Raw genomic sequence first — 20594 nt, forward strand, 5'->3', positions numbered from 1 at the left:
CTACCGATCGTCGGGTGTCGCTATCAGTGTGGGCATTGTCGGTGACACTCAAGAGTGTCGTTTCTGGGCAACTTGCAGTGCACGTGTCACCGAATTGCTCAGCCGTTACACGCACGGCGCCTAGCACGCCTGTTTTGCGACTGTCTGCCAACTCGGCCGAAGCCCCTGATTTGCCTGATGAAGGTGTCGTTTTCAGGTTTTTTTGGATAGCCGTTCAATTTCAGGCACGGCCTTTGCGTTGATATTGGCAAACATGCCCCCGGAAAATGACCGAGGGGTCATAACAAGAAATCAGTGTCCGCCTGAGGCACACCCTGCATTTGTGTGAGGAGAAATCGCGATGACGTCGTACACCTCCGGGACCCCAACCCAGAACCGCACAGCACCCCAGTCCATCGGGTTTCTTCTACTGGACAATTTCACCCTGATTTCCCTGGCATCGGCTGTCGAGCCGCTGCGTATGGCCAACCAGCTGTCCGGCCGCGAGCTGTATCGCTGGCACACCCTGACGGTCGACGGCGGCCAGGTCTGGGCCAGCGACGGCCTGCAGATCACCCCGGATGCCGCCATGCACAGCGCGCCGCCCATCGATACCGTGATCGTCTGCGGTGGGGTAGGTATCCAGCGCACCGTTACCCGTGAGCATGTCACCTGGCTGCAAGCCCAGGCCCGCCAGTCGCGCCGCCTGGGCGCGGTGTGCACTGGCAGCTGGGCCCTGGCCTGTGCCGGGCTGCTCGACGGTTTCGATTGCAGTGTGCACTGGGAGTGTCTGGCGGCCATGCAGGAGGCCTACCCGCGGGTGAACATGAGCACCCGGCTGTTCACCCTCGACCGCAATCGCTTCACCAGCTCTGGCGGCACTGCACCGCTGGACATGATGTTGCACCTGATCAGCCGCGACCATGGCCGCGAGCTGTCGGCGGCCATTTCCGAGATGTTCGTGTACGAGCGCATCCGCAACGAGCAGGACCACCAACGCGTGCCGCTCAAGCACATGCTGGGTACCAACCAGCCAAAGCTGCAGGAAATCGTGGCGCTGATGGAGGCCAACCTCGAAGAGCCGATCGACCTCGACGAACTGGCGGTGTACGTGTCGGTGTCGCGTCGCCAGCTTGAGCGGCTGTTCCAGAAGTACCTGCACTGCTCGCCATCGCGTTACTACCTGAAACTGCGCCTGATTCGTGCGCGGCAGTTGCTCAAGCAGACGCCGATGTCGATCATCGAAGTGGCGTCGGTGTGCGGCTTTGTGTCCACACCGCACTTCTCCAAGTGCTACCGCGAGTACTTCGGCATTCCGCCGCGTGACGAGCGCGTGGGGTCCAACACTGCGCAGCAGGTGGCCATGATGCCGATTCCGCAGGCCATGACCCTGTCGCCGCACAGTGGACCAATGGCGGCCCTGAGCCAGGCGCGCAACGAGTCGACCTTTGCCAGTGTAAGGCTCTGATATCGAGTCGACTCTTATGCGGGGCAAGCCCGCCCCCACGAGTCGACCGCTGAAGCTGAACCAGCGGTGGCCTGCTCCCACAGGCCATCCGCTGAGTGTGAACCGGCGTTGAGCCTGTGGGAGCGGGCTTGTTCCGCGAAGGGGCCGGTCCTGGATGAATGAGTTACGCGCGTTTGTTGAACGCCGCCAACGCCGGCAACAACTGCTTGTCGATCGCCTGGCGCACTGCCGGCAAAATCGTCGCGCTGCCGGTATACATCTGCTCGACCATCCCTTTCAGTGCCCGCGCATTGGGCTCGGTCAGCCCGCATACCACCGCCTCGCAGGCCTGCTCGGCAGTGGCCCCGGCGGGGATGTCGAAACCGCGCGCGCGCAGGTGGCCTGCCAGGTCGTCCTGATCAATCAAATCCGCATGCATCATGGCTGTTGTCCCTTTTATCGCGAAGAGAGTGCTGCTGTGATTTACGACCGATTCTGTGTCTGCAGCGACAGGCCCGCAAGGGCTGAATGTCGCAATGGCTGGTTTGGCTAAGAACAGGTCGTTCCCGGCTAATTGCCGCTTCCGGGAAGCCAGCAGACTGCAGTCATTCACGGTCCACGAGGGTTTGGTCACCCTCACTCATGCACAGTGGATGTTGCTCGCTCTTGACCCCGGATGCTCACGGCTTTCCGGGGTTATTTTTTTGAGCGCTCAGTGGGGTAATTGCAGGACGCGGCCGATGAATTGCGCGGCAGGCAAGTCGCGCTGGCTATCTGCCAGGTTTTGCAGCAATTGCGCACTCTGTTCACTAAAAGGTGCTGACTTCGGCCCCGCCAGGTCTACATGCAACAGCATCTGCTCACTTGCAGCCAGCACCTCGTCGAACCCGGCCCGGTGCAGGCTGTGGTAGACGTGCAGGCGCTTGCGGTCGAACCCGATGATCTGCGTCTGCACCCACACCTCGGCCCCCAGCTTCACCTCATGCAGGTAGTTGATGTGCGCCTCCAGGGTAAACAGGGAATTTCCGCTTTGCCCACGGCTGTCGGCGTCCAGGCCGATGCGCTCCATCAGCGCATCGGTGGCGTAGCTGAAAATCAGCAGGTAGAAGGCATCGCGCAGATGCCCGTTGTAATCGACCCAGTCCTCCTGGACTGGGGTGCGGTAGGTCACAAGTGCGGGCATTGCTTACTCCTCAATCGCCAAAGGCCATGCCGTGTGTGGCCTTGCTGGTCTTCACAGCCTCCAGCACCGCCAGCAGGGTGTCATCACGATAGCGCTCCAGCGCGGCGATGCTGCGCTCGCCCAGTTGCTCCGAGGTGCCGTCCACCACATCGTCGATCAGCTTGTCGGTCAGCTCTGGTGCCGGCAGGTACGTCCAGGGCAGCTTGAGGGCCGGGCCGAACTGCGACATGAAGTGGCGCATGCCGGCATCGCCACCGGCCAGGGTGTAGGTGAGGAAAGTGCCCATGAACGACCATCGCAGGCCTGCGCCAAAGCGGATGGCATCGTCGATCTCACCGGTGGTCGCCACGCCGTCGTTGACCAGGTGCAGCGCCTCGCGCCACAGCGCTTCGAGCAGGCGGTCGGCAATGAAACCGGGCACTTCCTTGCGTACATGCAACGGGCGCATGCCCAGCGCGGTGTAGATGGTCTTTGCCGCCTCAATGGCTTCAGGCGCGGTACGCTTGCCGCCGACGATTTCGACCAACGGTAGCAGGTAAACCGGGTTGAACGGGTGGCCGACCACGCAGCGTTCGGGGTGGGTAGCCGACTCGTAGAACTCGCTGGGCAGCAGGCCTGAAGTGCTGGAACCGATGATGGCCTCGGGCTTGGCGGCGGCGCTGATTTTTGCGTGCAGGTCGAGCTTGAGGTCCAGCCGCTCGGGTGCGCTTTCCTGGATGAAATCGGCGTCGCGTACGCATTCTTCGAGGGTGCTGACGACTTTCAGCCGACCCTGTGATGCACCTTGGGCCAGGCCCTGTTTTTCAAGCGCCGGCCACGCGTTGGCGATGCGCTTGCGCAGTGTTTGCTCGGCACCGGGCGCCGGGTCCCAGGCGACCACGTCCAGGCCGTGGGCAAGGGCGCGGGCAACCCAGCCGCTGCCGATTACGCCGCTACCCAGCGCGGCGAAGGTCTTGATCTCGGTGATGAAGGGCATATCAGTCTCCTGAAGTGATCAGCGGCGTTTGAGGTTCATCTTTTCCCGGCCTTCGGCCGGGGTCAGCACGCGGGCACCGAGGCGGGAAATGATCTCCACCGCCCGCTCGACCAACTGGCCGTTACTGGCCAGCACGCCGCGGTCCAGGTACAGGTTGTCTTCCAGGCCTACCCGCACATTGCCGCCGAGTAACACAGCTTGCGCGGCCATCGGCATCTGCATGCGTCCGATGCCGAAGCCGGCCCAGGTGACATTGGCGGGCAGGTTGTCGACCATCGCCTTCATGGTGGTGGTGTCGGCCGGTGCGCCCCAGGGAATGCCCAGGCACAGCTGGAACAGCGGGTCTTCGAGCAGCCCTTCCTTGATCATCTGCTTGGCGAACCACAGGTGGCCGGTGTCGAAAATTTCCAGTTCAGCTTTCACGCCCAGTTCGGTGATGCGTTTGGCGCCGGCGCGCAGTTGCGCCGGGGTGGAGACGTAGATCGAATTGCCGTCACCGAAGTTGAGGGTGCCGCAGTCGAGGGTGCAGATTTCCGGCAACAGGGCCTCGACATGGGCCAGGCGCTCCAGCGGGCCGATCAGGTCGGTGCCCGGGCCGAACTCCAGGGGCGTTTCGCCTGGGCCGATTTCCAGGTCGCCACCCATGCCGGCGGTGAGGTTGACGATGATGTCCACATCGGCTTCGCGGATGCGTTCCATGACTTCGCGGTAAAGGTTTACGTCGCGGCTGAAACGGCCGGTTTGCGGGTCGCGGACGTGGCAGTGGACCACGGTGGCGCCGGCTTTGGCGGCTTCGACGGCGGATTCGGCGATCTGCTTGGGGGTGACCGGGACCAAGTGGCTTTTCGAGGCGGTGTCACCGGCGCCGGTGAGGGCGCAGGTGATGATGACGTCGTGGTTCATGGCGGTTCCTTGTAGTGTCTGTGATGGCCCTTTCGCGGGGCGAGCCCGCTCCCACAGGATCAGCGAGATCCTGTGTTTTACGCTGTACCTGTGGGATCGGGCTTGCCCCGCGAAGAGGCCGGATCAGTTGGCGGTGAGCTTGAGGTTCTCGGCCGCAGGCTTGCCGTCGAAGGTGGTGACCCCTTCGAGCCAGCGGGCCTTGTCGTCGGGGTGGTCGTTGAGCCACTGGCGGGCCGATTCCAGTGCGTCCTTGTGGTCGAGCAGCGGCTGCATCATGCGGCTCTCGTCCTCGGCGCTGAAGTTCAGGTTGGCCAGCAGGCGGTGGGCGTTGGGGCAGCGTTCGGCGTAGTCCGGCGCAGTTACCGTCCATACCGTGGCGCGGCCTTCGTCAGGGCCCAAGGCATCCTGGCTCTCGCCCAGGTAGGCCATGTCGATGTTCACGTTCATCGGGTGCGGCGCCCAGCCGAAGAACACCACGGCCTCCTTGCGGCGCACGGCGCGGTCGACGGCAGCGAGCATGCCGGCCTCGCTGGACTCGACCAGCTGGAACTTGCCCAGGCCGAACTGGTTCTTGGTGATCATGGCCTTGATCTGGGTGTTGGCGCCCGAGCCTGGCTCGATGCCATAGATCTTGCCGCCCAGCTCTTTCTCGAACTTGTGAATGTCGGCGAAGGTCTTCAGGCCTTTGTCATACAGGTACTTCGGCACTGCCAGGGTCGCCCGCGCATCTTCCAGGCTGGGCTTTTCCAGCACCTTTACCTGCTGGGCATCGATGAACGGTGTGATGGTCTGGGTCATGATCGGGTTCCAGTAACCCAGGAACATGTCCAGGCGCTTGTCGCGGATGCCGGCGAAAATGATCTGCTGCGAAGCGCTGGTCTGTTTGGTCTGGTAGCCCAGGCCATCGAGCAGCACCTGGGCCATGGCGCTGGTGGCGATGACGTCGGTCCAGTTGACCACGCCCAGGCGCACGTTCTTGCAGGCCGCAGGCTCTGCGGCGTAAAGCGGGGAAGTGGCGATGCTACTCAGGGCAAGGGTCAACAGGCTGCGGCGGATCAAGCTGTGCATGGTGGCTCTCCATCGGCAGTGCATATTGTTATGGGGTTCGGTCTCTCTGGACCGTGTGAACACGCTACGCTGCTGGCAGGGTGAAAAATCGCACCCTGGCGACCAACACTTGCACGGAGGCGACCACCTTTGCCGTGGAGCATGCAATGCTGCAAACCATTCATTTTCTGCTGTTGCCCGGGTTCTCGGCCATGGGCTTCATCAGTGCCCTGGAGCCGCTGCGGGTAGCCAACCGGTTCAAGGGCCCGTCGTACCGCTGGCAGGTGCTGAGCCTGGATGGCGGGGCGGTGCAGGCCAGCAACGGCATGTCGGTGAACGCCGATGCGGCGTTGGCCGCGGGCGAGTCTGCGGGCATTTTGCTGATCGTGGCCGGTTTCGATCCCCTGGCCTGTTACGGGCCGGGCCTGCAGCAGGCGCTACGCCGCCTGGACCACGACGGGGTGATCCTGGGCGGTATCGATACCGGCGCCGTTGTACTGGCCGAGTCCGGCCTGCTCGACGGCCACCGCGCCACCGTGCACTGGGAGGCGCTGGAGGCGTTCAAGGAGAACTACCCGGGCCTGCAGGCGACCCAGGAGCTGTTCGAGATCGACCGACGGCGCATCACCTGCGCTGGCGGCACGGCGTCGATCGACCTGATGCTCGACCTTATTGCACAGGCCCATGGCAGCGAGTTGGCGGTGCAGGTGTCGGAGCAATTCGTGCTTGGGCGTATCCGCCAGCGACAAGACCATCAGCGCATGCAGATCGCCAGCCGCTATGGCATCAGCAACAAGAAGCTGGTGAAGGTGATTGGCGAAATGGAGCGCAATACCGAGCAGCCGCTCAATACCCAGGTGCTGGCAGAAGCGGTGCAGGTGACCCGGCGGCAGCTGGAACGGCTGTTTCGTGTGCACCTGGACGACACGCCCAGTGGTTTCTATTTGCGACTGCGGCTGGATAAGGCCAGGCAGTTGTTGCGCCAGACCGACATGAGTGTGCTGGAGGTGGGCGTGGCGTGTGGGTTTGAGTCGGCTTCGTATTTTACCCGCTGTTATAGGGCCCGGTATCATCGTTGCCCGCGGGAGGACAGGTTGGCCAGGGCGGTTTGATGTTTGTCAGTGCTGGCCTCTTCGCGGGACAAGCCCGCTCCCACAGGGACCCCACATCTCTCAGGCTCTGTTGAATCCTGGGCCACAGGACCATGGCAGTCCTCAGTGGCTGAGGTGATCCTGTGGGAGCGGGCTTGTCCCGCGAAGAGGCCGGTGCAGGTTTACTGCTGGCCAATGGACTGCAAATACTCCGACCGGTCATCACTGCGCTGGGCCACGCAGGTATCCCAGGCCGCCTGGAATGCCTTGCTCCCCGCCTTTTCGGCATAGGTCTCGACCTTGCAATCAGCATCGCGCAGTTGCATCCACAGCTTCTCTGCCGCGTCCATGCGCCCGATCAGGGCAGTGGCCTGGTCGCCTTCGTCGGCATATTGATCGCGAATGCGCTGGATCAAGTCATCGTAAGCCGACTTCAGCTCCCGCTCTGCCGTCTGCTTGTTGAACGCCGCGCAGGCGTAGGTCTGCTGGTCGGTCTCGACGTTGTCGCACGGGGTGCTTTCTTCCTCCCCGGCGTGGGCGCCCGATACGACGGCCAGCAATACCAGCCATGCCAATGATTTCATCCCTTTTCTCCTCAACAGGCTGACGAATCGCAGGATTCTCGCTCAGACGACGGCGCTGTGGTAGCCACCTGTCCAAATGTTCATAAAGCCGCCAGAAAGGTCGTTATCGAGACTGTCTCTCATCGCCAGACGGCGTGCCAGAGGGCGTGTTGTCGCGCATTGACGCTTTCGGCAAACCCCCTGTCGTTTTTGCATCGGGGCGCCTTTGGGCACAGGCATATGCTGGCCCCAAAGCGCCGGCACAAGGTTTGGCGCCAACCATTCAATAAAAGGGGACAGCCTGATGAGCCCAGCCGAACTTCACGCCGACAGCATCGTCATCGACGGCCTGATCATTGCCAAATGGAACCGCGAGCTGTTCGAGGACATGCGCAAAGGCGGGCTGACTGCGGCCAACTGCACGGTGTCGGTCTGGGAAGGGTTCAAGGCTACCGTCGACAACATTGCCTCCAGCCAGAAGCTGATCCGTGACAACAGCGACCTGGTAATGCCGGTGCGCACCACCGCCGACATCCGCAAGGCCAAGGAGCTGGGCAAGACTGGCATCCTGTTCGGCTTCCAGAACGCCCATGCGTTCGAAGACCAGATCGCTTACGTTGACGTGTTCAAGCAGCTGGGCGTAGGCATCGTGCAGATGTGCTACAACACCCAGAACCTGGTGGGCACCGGCTGCTACGAGCGTGACGGCGGGCTGTCGGGCTTCGGCCGCGAGATCGTCGCGGAAATGAACCGCGTCGGCATCATGTGCGACCTGTCCCACGTCGGCTCCAAGACTTCCGAAGAGGTCATCCTCGAATCGAAAAAGCCGGTGTGCTACTCGCACTGCCTGCCATCGGGCCTGAAAGAGCACCCGCGCAACAAGTCGGATGAAGAGCTGAAGTTCATCGCCGACCACGGCGGCTTCGTCGGCGTGACCATGTTCGCGCCGTTCCTGGCCAAAGGCATCGACTCCACCATCGACGACTACGCCGAAGCCATTGAGTACACCATGAACATTGTCGGTGAAGACGCCATCGGTATCGGTACCGACTTCACCCAGGGCCACGGCCAGGACTTCTTCGAGTACCTGACCCACGACAAGGGCTACGCCCGCCGCCTCACCAACTTCGGCAAGATCATCAACCCGCTGGGCATCCGCACCGTGGGCGAATTCCCCAACCTCACCGAAACCTTGCTCAAGCGCGGCCATTCCGAGCGTGTGGTGCGCAAGATCATGGGCGAGAACTGGGTCAACGTCCTCAAGGACGTCTGGGGCGAGTAAGCCGCTCTCCAAGCCTGAAAGCCCCTGCCAGCAACGCCGGGGCACCCACATAAAAATTTTATGGAGTTGAGTTTCCATGGCCAAGATCGCCCCGCAATTGCCAATCGAAGTCGACAGCGAAACCGGTGTCTGGACCAGCGACGCCTTGCCGATGCTGTACGTGCCGCGCCACTTCTTCGTCAACAACCACATGGGCATCGAGGAAGTGCTGGGCGCCGACGCCTATGCCGAGATCCTCTACAAGGCCGGCTACAAGTCCGCCTGGCACTGGTGTGAAAAAGAAGCCGAGTGCCATGGCCTTGAAGGCGTAGCGGTGTTCGAGCACTACATGAAGCGCCTGAGCCAGCGTGGCTGGGGCCTGTTCGAGATCCAGGACATCGACCTGGACAAAGGCACCTGCAGCGTCAAGCTCAAGCACTCGGCGTTCGTGTACGTGTACGGCAAGTGTGGCCGCAAGGTCGACTACATGTTCACCGGCTGGTTCGCCGGCGCAATGGACCAGATTCTCGCTGCCCGCGGCAGCTCGATCCGCACCGTGGCCGAACAGGTCTACGGCGGGTCGGAAGAAGGCCACGAAGATGGCCTGTTCGTTACAAAGCCGTTGTAAGCCGGAGATAGCGTCATGGCATTCGAAGCAATGTTCCAGCCGATCCAGATCGGCAAACTGACCATCCGCAACCGCGTGCTCAGCACCGCGCACGCCGAGGTTTACGCCACTGACGGCGGCATGACCACCGACCGCTATGTGAAGTACTACGAAGAGAAGGCCAAGGGCGGCATCGGCCTGGCGATCTGCGGCGGGTCGTCCGTTGTTGCCATCGACAGCCCGCAGGAATGGTGGGCGTCGGTCAACCTGTCCACCGACCGTATCATCCCGCACTTCCAGAACCTGGCTGACGCCATGCACAAGCATGGCGCCAAGATCATGATCCAGATTACCCACATGGGCCGTCGCTCGCGCTGGGACGGCTTCAACTGGCCGACCCTGATGTCGCCGTCGGGTATCCGTGAACCTGTGCACCGCGCCACCTGCAAGACCATCGAGGTGGAAGAGATCTGGCGCGTCATCGGCAACTACGCGCAGGCCGCGCGGCGTGCCAAAGAGGGCGGCCTGGACGGCGTGGAACTGTCGGCCGTGCACCAGCACATGATCGACCAGTTCTGGAGCCCGCGGGTCAACAAACGTACCGACGAATGGGGCGGCACGTTTGAAGGCCGCATGAAGTTCGGCCTGGAAGTACTGAAAGCGGTGCGCGCCGAAGTGGGTGACGACTTCTGTGTGGGCATGCGTATCTGTGGCGACGAGTTCCACCCTGATGGCCTCAGCCACGAGGACATGAAACAGATCGCCGCGTATTACGACGGCACCGGCATGCTCGACTTCATTGGCGTGGTTGGCTCGGGTTGCGACACCCACAACACCCTGGCCAACGTCATCCCGAACATGAGCTACCCGCCAGAGCCGTTCCTGCACCTGGCGGCCGGCATCAAGGAAGTGGTCAAGGTCCCGGTACTGCACGCGCAGAACATCAAGGACCCGAACCAGGCCACGCGCATTCTTGAAGGCGGCTACGTGGACATGGTCGGCATGACCCGTGCTCACATGGCTGACCCGCACCTGATCGCCAAGATCAAGATGGGCCAGATTGACCAGATCAAACAGTGCGTCGGCGCCAACTACTGCATCGACCGCCAGTACCAGGGCCTGGATGTACTGTGCATCCAGAACGCCGCCACCTCCCGTGAATACATGGGGGTGCCGCACATCATCGAGAAGACCACCGGCGTCAAGCGCAAGGTGGTGGTGGTTGGCGCAGGCCCGGCCGGCATGGAAGCGGCCCGCGTGGCCGCCGAACGTGGCCACGACGTGACCCTGTTCGAGAAAAAAAACCAGATCGGCGGGCAGATCACCATTGCCGCCAAGGCACCGCAGCGTGACCAGATCGCCGGTATTACCCGCTGGTACCAGCTGGAACTGGCGCGCCTGAAAGTGGACCTGCGCCTGGGGACCGCTGCCAGCGTGGACGCCATCCAGGACCTGCGCCCGGATGTCATCGTGCTGGCGGTGGGCGGCCATCCGTTCGTCGAGCAGAACGAGCACTGGGGCGCTGCCGAAGGGCTGGTGGTCAGCAGCTGGGACGTACTTGACGGCAAGGTTGCGCCGGGCAAGAACGTGCTGGTGTACGACACCATTTGTGAATTCACCGGCATGTCGGCAGCAGACTACATTGCCGACAAAGGCAGCCAGGTTGAAATCGTCACCGACGACATCAAGCCGGGCGTGGCCATGGGCGGCACGACCTTCCCGACCTACTACCGCAGCATGTACCCGAAAGAAGTGATCATGACCGGCGACATGATGCTGGAAAAGGTCTACCGCGAAGGCGACAAGCTGGTAGCGGTGCTGGAGAACGAATACACCGGCGCCAAGGAAGAACGCGTGGTCGACCAGGTGGTGATTGAGAACGGCGTGCGGCCTGATGAAGCACTGTACTACGCGCTGAAGGACGGCTCGCGCAACAAGGGCCAGATCGATGTGGAGGCGCTGTTCGCCATCAAGCCGCAGCCGATCCTCAGCCAGCCGGGCGAGGGCTACCTGCTGTACCGGATCGGCGACTGCGTGGCCCAGCGCAACGTGCATGCAGCGATCTACGACGCCTTGCGGCTGTGCAAGGATTTCTGATCCCGCGCGCCTAAACGCCGTAGACCCCTGTGGGAGCGGGCTTGCCCCGCGAATGCGTCAGCACCAACAACGATGTTGTCAGGCCGGACGTCTTCGCGGGACAAGCCCGCTCCCACAAGGGGCATAGCGGCGCAAGAATTCAGCTGTTGTTGTGGGAGCCTCCCATGTTGAACACCCTTCTACCCATCCTGCTGTTCGCTGCCCTTGGCCTGGCAGTGCTCGGCGCCCTGCGCCGGGTGCGCATGTGGCGGCGTGGCCGGGCTTCCAAGGTCGACCTGATCGGCGGCCTGCTGGCCATGCCGCGGCGCTACCTGGTGGACCTGCACCACGTGGTCGAGCGCGATAAGTACATGTCCAAGACCCACGTGGCTACCGCAGGCGGCTTCGTGCTGTCGGCCGCGCTGGCGATTCTGGTGCATGGCTTTGGCCTGCAGAGCAAAATCCTCGGCTACGCGTTACTGGTAGCCACGGTAATCATGTTTACCGGGGCCATCTTTGTCTTCAAGCGCCGCCTCAACCCGCCATCGCGCCTGTCCAAGGGGCCGTGGATGCGCTTGCCGAAGAGCCTGCTGGTATTCGCCGCAAGCTTCTTCATTGCCACCCTGCCGGTCGCCGGCATCCTGCCCGCCAACACGGGCGGCTGGGTGATGGTCGCCGTACTCGGCCTGGGCGTGCTGTGGGGTGTGTCGGAGCTGTTCTTCGGCATGACCTGGGGCGGCCCTATGAAGCACGCCTTCGCCGGTGCCCTGCACCTGGCCTGGCACCGCCGTGCCGAGCGCTTCGGCGGCGGCCGCTCCACCGGTCTCAAGCCGCTGGACCTGGAAGACCCGAACGCGCCGCTGGGCGTGGAAAAGCCGGCGGACTTCACCTGGAACCAGCTGCTGGGCTTCGACGCCTGCGTGCAGTGCGGTAAATGTGAAGCCATGTGCCCGGCCTTTGCTGCCGGCCAGCCGCTGAACCCGAAAAAGCTCATTCAGGACATGGTCATCGGCCTGGCCGGCGGCACGGACGCCCAGTTCGCCGGCAGCCCGTACCCGGGCAAGCCGATCGGTGAGCATGGCGGCCACCCGCACCAGCCGATCGTCAATGGTCTGGTCGACGCCGAAACGCTGTGGTCGTGCACCACTTGCCGTGCCTGCGTCGAGGAATGCCCGATGATGATCGAGCACGTCGATGCCATCGTCGACATGCGCCGCCACCTCACCCTGGAAAAGGGCGCCACCCCGAACAAGGGCGCCGAGGTGCTGGACAACCTGATCGCCACTGACAACCCAGGCGGCTTCGCCCCCGGCGGGCGCATGAACTGGGCAGCCGACCTCAACCTGCAACTGCTGTCGGAGGTGAAAACCACCGACGTGCTGTTCTGGGTTGGCGACGGTGCCTTCGACATGCGCAACCAGCGCACCCTGCGTTCGTTTGTCAAAGTGTTGAAGGCCTCGGGCGTGGACTTTGCCGTGCTCGGCCTGGAAGAACGCGACAGTGGCGACGTTGCCCGCCGCCTGGGCGACGAAGCGACTTTCCAGCAACTGGCCAAACGCAATATCCAGACCCTGGCCAAGTACACGTTCCAGCGCATCGTCACCTGCGACCCGCACAGCTTCCATGTGCTGAAGAACGAGTACGGCGCATTGGGCGGCGACTATCAGGTGCAGCACCACAGCACCTACATGGCCGAACTGATCGCGGCCAACAAGCTCAACCTCGGCCAGCACAAGGGTGGCAGCGTCACCTACCACGACCCTTGCTACCTGGGCCGCTACAACGGTGAGTACGAAGCACCGCGTGAAGTGCTCAAGGCGCTGGGTATCGAAGTGCGCGAGATGCAGCGCTCGGGCTTCCGTTCCCGTTGCTGCGGCGGTGGCGGTGGGGCGCCGATCACTGACATCCCGGGCAAGCAGCGTATCCCCGACATGCGCATGGACGACATCCGTGAGACCGAGGCCGAGCTGGTGGCCGTGGGTTGCCCACAATGCACCGCCATGCTCGAAGGCGTGGTCGAACCGCGCCCGCAGATCAAGGACCTGGCCGAGCTGGTGGCCGACGTGCTGATCGAAGAGGACGCGCCGTCTGCCGCAAAGCCGCAAACGGCCAAACGTGAACCTGCGGAGGTGCACTGATGAGCGACATTATCCGCCGCGACCCACGCGCCGAGTGGATCGCCCGTAACCGCCTGCACCCGCTGCATGCGGCCATGCAGACGCAACAGACCAGCTGGATGGGGCCCAATGGCCTGATCCGCAAGAACCCCCATGCGATTGCCGCAGGCTTCATCGGCCCGGCTGGCATCAAGCGCATCGACCGCAGCGGCGCCCAGCAGGGTACCGGTGTGGGCGGGCGGCGCACGGCGGCGGCAGAGGTCAAGCTGCCGCTGCACCAGGTACCGGCGCCGGCGTTCTACATCGCCGTGGTGCCGGACATGGTCGGTGGTCGCCTGAGCAGCCACGACCGCGATTTGCTCGGCCTGGCCCACCGCCTGGCCGGCAGTGACGGCGCGGTGCTGGCGGTGGTCTTTAACGAGCACAAGGAAAGCAACTTTTCCACAGCTGGCGTCGACCGCCTGCTGGTCGTCGAGGGCGAGGCCTTCGAGGGTTATGCACCGGAGCAACTGGTGCAGGGCCTGCGGGCTGTGGATAACCAGTTCACCCCGCGCCACTGGTTGCTGCCCGACAGCCGCACCGGTGGCGGCGAACTGGGCCGACGCCTGGGCGCGGCGCTGGGCGAGCGCCCGGCCACGCGGGTGTGGCAGGTCAAGGACGGCCAGTGCATCGGCCGCGCCGGTGCTGGCCAGCAAGACCTGCAACGTGCCGTGCCACGGCTGATCCTGGCGGCCGCCGAGTGCGCGGAGCCGGTCAGCGAAACCCGTCACGAAGCCTTGCCGGTGGAGTTGTCCACACGCGTGGCGCGCAGCCTGTCGCGCATCGAAGACCTGGGCTCGGTGGCCGTGGACCCGGCCACCATTGCCATGGCCGAGGCCGAGTTCATCATCTCGGGCGGCAATGGGGTCAAGGACTGGGACCTGTACCACCAGGCCACCGCAGCCCTTGGCGCCACCGAAGGTGCCTCGCGGGTGGCGGTGGACGACGGCTTCATGCCGCGCAATCGCCAGGTGGGTGCCACCGGTACCTGGGTCACCGCGCGCGTGTACGTGGCTGTGGGTATCTCGGGTGCCATCCAGCACCTGCAGGGCATCGGCGCCTGCGACAAGGTGGTGGCGATCAACATGGACCCGGGCTGCGACATGATCAAACGGGCGGACCTGTCGGTGATTGGCGACAGTTCGGCGATTCTCAAGGCACTGATCGAGGCTGTGGACAACTACCGCAGCGGCGGCCAGCGCGACGCGGCATAAGGGCACGAGCATGAGTACGAAAGTGATCAGCCTGGTTTCCATCGGTGCCCACCCAAGCTCCGGGCGCGCTCGCCGCGCCGAGCAGGATGCCCGCGCCGTGGAACTGGGTTTGCAGCTGGCTGGGGATAACTTGCAGGTGGTCCATGCCGGCAACCCACAGGAAGAAGCGCTGCGCGCCTACCTGGGCATGGGCCTGGACCATCTTGACGTGCTGGAGCAGCCGGCCGGTGCCGATGTGCTGGGCGTGCTGGGGGATTACCTGCGCGACGCCGGGGCACAGCTGGTGCTGACCGGTAGCCAGGCCGAGACGGGTGAAGGCTCGGGCATGCTGCCCTTCCTGCTGGCCGAAAAACTTGGCTGGCCGTTGATCGTGGGGCTGGCTGAGGTGGAGTCGATCGAGAACGGCACCGCCCAGGTCTTGCAGGCGTTGCCGCGGGGCCAGCGGCGCCGGCTGAAAGTGCGCCTGCCGCTGCTGGCGACTGTGGATAACGCTGCGCCCAAGCCGCGCCAGAGCGCATTCGGGCCCGCGCGACGGGGTGTGCTGGCTGCGCGTAATGTGGCCATTGTCGAAGATGAGTTGCTGGCCGATGCCGAGTTGCAACCGGCCCGTCCCCGGCCCAAGCGCCTGAAGGTGATCAAGGCCAAGAGCGGTGCGGACCGCATGAAAGCAGCAACGGCAAAGGCCAGTGGCGGCGGTGGCAAGGTGCTGAAGGATGTTTCGCCACAGGAAGGTGCTGAGGCCATCCTCAAGCTGCTGGTGGAAGAGGGCGTGCTGCGCTAAAGCCTTACGCGCTCTTCGGCAAGCCCCCCTCACTCTGTGGGAGCGGGCTTGCCCCGCGAACACCGGCGCAGCCGGTGCCATGCACCGCGTCGCCTGCTTCGCGGGGCAAGCCCGCTCCCACAACGACCCCCTGATCTGTTGCAGGCACATACCGCCTGTGCATAAGTCCCTCCTTTTCCCCACCACACCGCCAGATTTGACGGAAATGGCACAACCATCAAGTGCAACTCTGTTTTGCCCACGGAATCTGTTCGCCAAGGTGTGGATAAAGTGTTGGTGCATGGCTGGGGGCCATATATAACGGGGCTCAGAGAGTTTTGATCATAAACTGATCAAATGTGAGCCGGCTCCTCAGCCACAGATATGCGTGCGTCCCGCAGGTTTTGCCCACAATCGCTGTTAGCGGGTCTGTGGATAATCTGTTCGGCGCTACCTGAAAGCCGCGCAGCTCCTGGCTTGTGAGTGATTGATTAAGAAATGATCAAATGGGCATGGATATCTTCAGATCACTGATTTTCAAGGCGTTGAATCGCTTATCCACAACCGACGCGCTGCATGTTCGCGCTTTGTTCACAAACTCTGTTGGTGAGTCTGTGGATAAGGTGTATGGAGTCCTCTGTGGCCCAACAGTTAGGCTGCCTTGCTGGCTTTGATCAAAAAATGATCAGTCCTCCACCTGATATTTATGTCAGTAGCCACACCTTTCATTCACCGCTACGGTATTCCAAACAATTAAAACTTGTGCATAACCTATGGCGGCTCATTTTTTGACGACAGACCTGCAGCGCTCCGTGTTGCCAGGTCTGCACGCTTATTCACCTTACGGCTTCATGAAAACCAGCCCAGCACCGGTGCTGGCTTTTGGTGGCCAGCATCGTGATCCGCTCACGGGCAATTATCCGTTGGGCAATGGCCGTCGCTTCTATAGCCCGACCCTCTTGCGCTTTACGACCTGTGACTCGCTCAGCCCGTTTTCCAAGGGGGGTATCAATGGGTACGCCTACTGTGGCGGAGATCCGGTAAACCGGCATGACCCAAACGGTGCATTCTGGGGCGTCATACTCAGGGGCATTGGCTTGCTCTCCAGCGGTGCCACCTTCTCGGGCGCGACGGTTCGAACAATGAGGAATGTGGTCGGGCGCAGGTCGGCTGCTCGGTTGGCTAACGGCGTGCCCGCTGATTATCAGGAGCTACCGCTTACAGCCAGAATTTCGAACCAGCAGTTCAGTTTGACCGGCGCTTTTGGCGTAGCCGGGCAGGTGGTCGCCGCTGCCAACGGGGTGACCCCAAGCGTTCAGAGCGCTGTGGATCTCATCGCGCTAGGAAATACGGTCACAAATCTGAGCGGTGGTTTGACAGGAAATTTTGCCGCAGCACGTGAAGTAGCCCACTACATGCGGACTTATCCACGTGACACTCACCGGTTATTGGGGAATACGTTCATGGATTTGACGATGTTGGACGAGATGCTCTCTACCGTAGGCCGTGGGTTGGCATACGTAGGCAGAGGATTTGCAGCCGCTGCGAGCTGGATCAGGTCGTTACGATCGGTGCCTCATGATGTCCAGGTATAGGGAAATCTCCGAGCATACGGTTTGCCTGGCGCGCTCACGCTGTTAAGTTCGGAGCGCTGCCAGGCCACCGATGATGGTTTACTGCGCCTTCACCTCTTTCAGGTATGGAGCAGGCTCTGCGCCCAAGTTGGCCAACACGCGGTCGCTGTACCAGTCAATGAAGTTCACCACACCAAACTCGTAAGTCTTCGAGTAAGGCCCAGGCTGGTACGCCGTGGAGTTGATGCCACGCTGGTTCTCTTCCGCCAGGCGGCGGTCCTGGTCGTTGGTAGCGTCCCACACCTTGCGCATGCGCTCCGGGTCGTAATCGACGCCTTCGACCGCATCCTTGTGCACCAGCCACTTGGTGGTGACCATGGTTTCCTGGGCGCTGATCGGCCACACGGTGAACACGATCATGTGGTCGCCCATGCAGTGGTTCCACGAGTGCGGCAGGTGCAGGATGCGCATCGAGCCCAGGTCCGGGTTCTTGATGCGGCCCATCAGCTTCTGGCAGGCCTGTTTGCCGTCCATGGTCATCGATACCGTGCCTTTGAGCAGGGGCATGCGCACGATACGGTTACGCAGGCCATGGCTCTTGTGCAGGTACGGGATCTTTTCGGCTTCCCAGGCGGCGGCCGAAGCGGCCACGTGGTCCTTGAATTCCTGGCTGGCGCGCGGGTCGTTGGTGTCGTCCCACTCCAGCAGGGTTTGCAGCAGCTCCGGGTGCGAACCGCTGCAGTGGTAGCACTCGCGGTTGTTTTCCAGCACCAGCTTCCAGTTGGCCTTTTCCATCAAGGTGGTGTGCACCGCCACCTTGGTGTTCTCCATGTCGTACGGTTCCATGTAGTGTTCCAGGGTAGCCAGGAACTCGTCGATGGCAGGCGGGTTTTCTGCCAGGCTGATGAAGATATAGCCACCGGCCACCTTCACATGCACCGGCTTCAGGCCGTACTCCTTCATGTCGAAGTCGGCGCCCATTTCGGTGCCGGCGAACAGCAGGCGGCCGTCCAGTTCATAGGTCCACTGGTGGTAATGGCAGACCAGCTTGGCCACCTTGCCTTTGTCGCTGACGCACAAACGCGAACCACGGTGGCGGCAGACGTTATGGAAGGCGTGCACCTTGCCTTCGGCACCACGCACCACCAGGATCGGGTTTTTGCCGATCTGCAGGGTGATGTAGTTACCTTTCGCCGGAATTTCGCAAGTCATGCCAGCGATCAACCATTCTTTCTGGAAGATCTCCTGCATGTCGATCTGGAACAGACGCTCGTCGGTGTAGAAAGGCTGGGGCAGCGAGTAGGTGCGCTCGCGGGTCTGCAGCATCTCGGCGGTAGCCTTGCGTGCAGGTTCCAGTGGATCGCCCAGGCTCAGGGTTGCGGTGACGTCCATCGTGTATTCCTCGGGGCCGTGTGCGGCCGGCAAAAGGTGGCTAATCGTTGTTTTTGCCGCAAGGCGGTTATCAGCGGCTTTTTGTTTAAACAGCAGGCATGTTTATTTGCCGTGGAGTGTGCGTCCGAAGACGCCGCGAACCGTATCCATGGGCGACATGGCCGAATTGAATTACGACGCGCCAGCCCTTGTAGCGCGGGGCTGGTCGCGATAAGCACGCCGATGTCGCTGGCAGGAATGTACGTCGCTCTCAGCTTGCGCATTATCCAAGCCATAAAAAGCCCACTAGTCGGCTGCTGGAGATGAACATGTCCGATACCTTCCTCAATCCGGTCACCACCCAGACCTGGGCCAACGGCCGCCACATCGTGCGCTGCGTCAAGGTCATCCAGGAGACCTGGGACGTGCGCACCTTCTGCTTCATGGCCGACCAGCCGATCATGTTCTTCTTCAAGCCCGGGCAGTTCGTCACCCTGGAGCTGGAGATCGAAGGCAAGCCGGTGATGCGTTCCTACACCATTTCCAGTTCGCCGTCGGTGCCCTACAGTTTTTCGATCACAGTGAAGCGCGTGCCGGGTGGCTTGGTGTCCAACTTCTTGCACGACACCATGCACGAAGGCGCCGAACTGCCGGTACACGGCCCGGTGGGGCTGTTCAACGCCATCGACTTCCCGGCGGGCAAGGCGCTGTACCTGTCGGGCGGTGTCGGCATTACGCCGGTCATGTCGATGGCGCGCTGGTTCTATGACACCAACGCCAACGTCGACATGGTGTTCGTGCACAGCGCCCGTTCGCCGAAGGACATCATCTACCATCGCGAGCTGGAACAGATGGCCTCCCGCATCCCCAACTTCAGCCTGCATATCATTTGCGAGAAGCATGGCCTGGGCGAGCCATGGGCGGGGTACCGCGGTTACCTGAATCAGCGACTCATGGAACTGATCGCCCCTGACTACATGGAGCGCGTGGTGTTTTGCTGCGGCCCGACGCCTTATATGACGGCGGTCAAGCGCATGCTCGAAGCCGTTGGTTTCGACATGAAGAATTATCACGAGGAGTCGTTTGGTGCGACGCCGGCCGAGGCCAAGGCCGATGCGGTGGAGCACGCCGAACAGGCGGCCGACGCACCGGAGCTGGATGTATCCGACCTCAACCTGGTGGAGTTTATCGGCAGCGACAAGAGCATCCGCATCGCCCCGGGCGAGACTGTGCATGCGGCCGCAGCCAAGGTTGGCCTGATGATCCCGAAAGCCTGCGGCATGGGTATCTGCGGCACTTGCAAGGTGCTCAAGCTGGGCGGCGAAGTGGAGATGGAGCACAACGGCGGCATCACCGAAGAGGATGAAGCCGAGGGCTACATCCTGTCGTGCTGCAGCGTGCCGAAAGGGGATGTGCGGATCGATTACTGATCCTGTAAAGCCGGGGCTGCGTTGCAGCCCATTCGCGGGACGAGCCCGCTCCCACAGGTTTACCCCTGGTCTGAAGGTTTCGGTAAACCTGTGGGAGCGGGCTTGTCCCGCGAATGGGCCATCAGATCCATACAGCATCCCAATGTGAGTAGTCGCCCGCACGGTCAACCAGCCCGGCTCTTATGGGATTGGCAACGATGTACCTCGCCACGTGCAGCACACTTTCTTTCCGCCGCAAGGCCCGGTCCTGATAGCCCGGCTGCCATATTTTCTTGCGTGACATGCCCCGCTGATAGAGCGCATGACTACTCCGTGATTTGAACCTGCGCATCAAGCAGCTCAACGTGCCACTTTGCAACTCAATCAGCCAATGCACATGGTCGGGCATGACCACCCAGGCCAGGGACCGGCAAAGCCCATCGAGCTCCGCCTGTCTCAGTTGCTGGATCACGCCACGGGCGTAGTTGAATTGAGTGAAGATCTGCTGACGTTCATGAGTGACCGTGGTCAGCAGGTAAAGCCCCCCCGGCTGAGAAAAACGGCCGCGGCGCAGCAGATGGGATTGGGCACAGTCCATGTGGGGTCCCTGATGTGAGATCTGGGACAACACTAGGTGAGATGTCAGTGGCGTGCGGTGTGGAATGTTTTCTGGATGTTGGGTAGCAACGCTGGCCTCTTCGCGGGGCAAGCCCGCTCCCACAGGCTCACCGTACCCTTCAGATCAGCACAGACCCTGGGGGAGGCTCACCGTAGCCCTCACACCAGCCCCGAGCCTCTGGCAGGCTAGCAGAATCCCTCAAGCCACCGCCGAGCCTCTGGCAGGCTAACAGAATCCCTCAAGCCAGCGCCGAGCCTCTGGCAGGCTAACAGAATCCCTCAGGCCAGCGCCGAGCCTCTGGCAGGCTAGCAGAATCCCTCAAGCCACCGCCGAGCCTCTGGCAGGCTAACAGAATCCC

At 62.3% G+C, this 20594-nt stretch carries 18 protein-coding genes; 10 read left to right on the forward strand and 8 right to left on the reverse strand.

Features of this window, described 5'->3' with window-relative positions; all coding sequences use genetic code 11:
• Window positions 1-340: 340 nt before the first annotated feature.
• On the forward strand, window positions 341-1447 hold the full coding sequence (gbdR, locus tag ACK1VC_RS11255) for a choline metabolism transcriptional regulator GbdR (protein ID WP_016484513.1): 1107 nt from the start codon (window positions 341-343) through the stop codon (window positions 1445-1447).
• A gap of 163 nt (window positions 1448-1610) precedes the next feature.
• On the opposite strand, the gene ACK1VC_RS11260 is transcribed toward gbdR, so the two are convergent.
• From ACK1VC_RS11260 to choX, 5 genes are all read right to left on the reverse strand, one after another.
• Complete coding sequence (locus tag ACK1VC_RS11260) at window positions 1611-1868, reverse strand: hypothetical protein (RefSeq protein WP_016484514.1); 258 nt, start codon at window positions 1866-1868, stop codon at window positions 1611-1613.
• A gap of 270 nt (window positions 1869-2138) precedes the next feature.
• The gene (locus ACK1VC_RS11265) at window positions 2139-2609 is read right to left on the reverse strand and encodes a thioesterase family protein (protein ID WP_016484515.1); all 471 of its coding nucleotides are present in this window, start codon (window positions 2607-2609) and stop codon (window positions 2139-2141) included.
• A 10-nt stretch (window positions 2610-2619) separates the two neighbouring features.
• Window positions 2620-3585, reverse strand: a complete 966-nt coding sequence (locus ACK1VC_RS11270) for an L-carnitine dehydrogenase (protein ID WP_096425471.1) — start codon at window positions 3583-3585, stop codon at window positions 2620-2622.
• 18 nt (window positions 3586-3603) lie between these two features.
• Window positions 3604-4488, reverse strand: coding sequence for a BKACE family enzyme (locus ACK1VC_RS11275; protein WP_016484517.1), 885 nt, complete (start codon window positions 4486-4488; stop codon window positions 3604-3606).
• Between the two features lie 123 nt (window positions 4489-4611).
• Complete coding sequence (choX, locus tag ACK1VC_RS11280) at window positions 4612-5556, reverse strand: choline ABC transporter substrate-binding protein (RefSeq protein WP_096425472.1); 945 nt, start codon at window positions 5554-5556, stop codon at window positions 4612-4614.
• A gap of 146 nt (window positions 5557-5702) precedes the next feature.
• Between choX and ACK1VC_RS11285 the strand changes: the two genes are divergently transcribed.
• Window positions 5703-6647 carry a GlxA family transcriptional regulator gene (locus ACK1VC_RS11285; protein WP_191087179.1) on the forward strand — a complete coding sequence of 315 codons (945 nt, stop codon included), beginning with the start codon at window positions 5703-5705 and terminating at the stop codon, window positions 6645-6647.
• A 161-nt stretch (window positions 6648-6808) separates the two neighbouring features.
• Here ACK1VC_RS11285 and ACK1VC_RS11290 read toward each other — a convergent pair whose 3' ends face one another.
• Window positions 6809-7210: a lysozyme inhibitor LprI family protein gene (locus tag ACK1VC_RS11290; RefSeq protein ID WP_060518030.1), complete on the reverse strand. Its 402-nt coding sequence runs from the start codon at window positions 7208-7210 to the stop codon at window positions 6809-6811.
• 283 nt (window positions 7211-7493) lie between these two features.
• Between ACK1VC_RS11290 and ACK1VC_RS11295 the strand changes: the two genes are divergently transcribed.
• From ACK1VC_RS11295 to ACK1VC_RS11325, 7 genes are all read left to right on the forward strand, one after another.
• The gene (locus tag ACK1VC_RS11295) at window positions 7494-8471 is read left to right on the forward strand and encodes a dipeptidase (protein ID WP_003255700.1); all 978 of its coding nucleotides are present in this window, start codon (window positions 7494-7496) and stop codon (window positions 8469-8471) included.
• A gap of 76 nt (window positions 8472-8547) precedes the next feature.
• Entirely contained in the window at window positions 8548-9078 is a 531-nt protein-coding gene (locus tag ACK1VC_RS11300) for a DUF5943 domain-containing protein (RefSeq protein ID WP_012316656.1), read from the forward strand.
• A 15-nt stretch (window positions 9079-9093) separates the two neighbouring features.
• Window positions 9094-11154, forward strand: coding sequence for a dimethylglycine demethylation protein DgcA (dgcA, locus tag ACK1VC_RS11305; protein WP_191087180.1), 2061 nt, complete (start codon window positions 9094-9096; stop codon window positions 11152-11154).
• A gap of 164 nt (window positions 11155-11318) precedes the next feature.
• Window positions 11319-13271 carry a dimethylglycine demethylation protein DgcB gene (dgcB, locus tag ACK1VC_RS11310; RefSeq protein WP_016484522.1) on the forward strand — a complete coding sequence of 651 codons (1953 nt, stop codon included), beginning with the start codon at window positions 11319-11321 and terminating at the stop codon, window positions 13269-13271.
• Window positions 13271-14503, forward strand: coding sequence for an electron transfer flavoprotein subunit alpha (etfA, locus tag ACK1VC_RS11315; RefSeq protein WP_191087181.1), 1233 nt, complete (start codon window positions 13271-13273; stop codon window positions 14501-14503). Before dgcB ends, etfA begins: the two co-directional genes overlap by 1 nt.
• Before the next feature lie 10 nt (window positions 14504-14513).
• A complete protein-coding gene (gene etfB / locus ACK1VC_RS11320) occupies window positions 14514-15284 on the forward strand; it encodes an electron transfer flavoprotein subunit beta (protein ID WP_016484524.1) in 771 nt (256 codons plus the stop codon).
• 767 nt (window positions 15285-16051) lie between these two features.
• Window positions 16052-16858 carry an RHS repeat-associated core domain-containing protein gene (locus tag ACK1VC_RS11325; RefSeq protein ID WP_224372423.1) on the forward strand — a complete coding sequence of 269 codons (807 nt, stop codon included), beginning with the start codon at window positions 16052-16054 and terminating at the stop codon, window positions 16856-16858.
• A gap of 78 nt (window positions 16859-16936) precedes the next feature.
• Here the strand turns inward: ACK1VC_RS11325 and gbcA are convergent, their stop codons facing one another.
• Window positions 16937-18229, reverse strand: coding sequence for a glycine-betaine demethylase subunit GbcA (gbcA, locus tag ACK1VC_RS11330; protein ID WP_016484527.1), 1293 nt, complete (start codon window positions 18227-18229; stop codon window positions 16937-16939).
• Between the two features lie 308 nt (window positions 18230-18537).
• On the opposite strand from gbcA, the gene gbcB reads away from it, so the two are divergent.
• Window positions 18538-19638 carry a glycine-betaine demethylase subunit GbcB gene (gbcB, locus tag ACK1VC_RS11335; RefSeq protein ID WP_016484528.1) on the forward strand — a complete coding sequence of 367 codons (1101 nt, stop codon included), beginning with the start codon at window positions 18538-18540 and terminating at the stop codon, window positions 19636-19638.
• 121 nt (window positions 19639-19759) lie between these two features.
• On the opposite strand, the gene ACK1VC_RS11340 is transcribed toward gbcB, so the two are convergent.
• Window positions 19760-20215: an REP-associated tyrosine transposase gene (locus tag ACK1VC_RS11340; RefSeq protein WP_016484529.1), complete on the reverse strand. Its 456-nt coding sequence runs from the start codon at window positions 20213-20215 to the stop codon at window positions 19760-19762.
• Between the last annotated feature and the right edge of the window lie 379 nt (window positions 20216-20594).

Source organism: Pseudomonas sp. XP2, assembly GCF_053557975.1.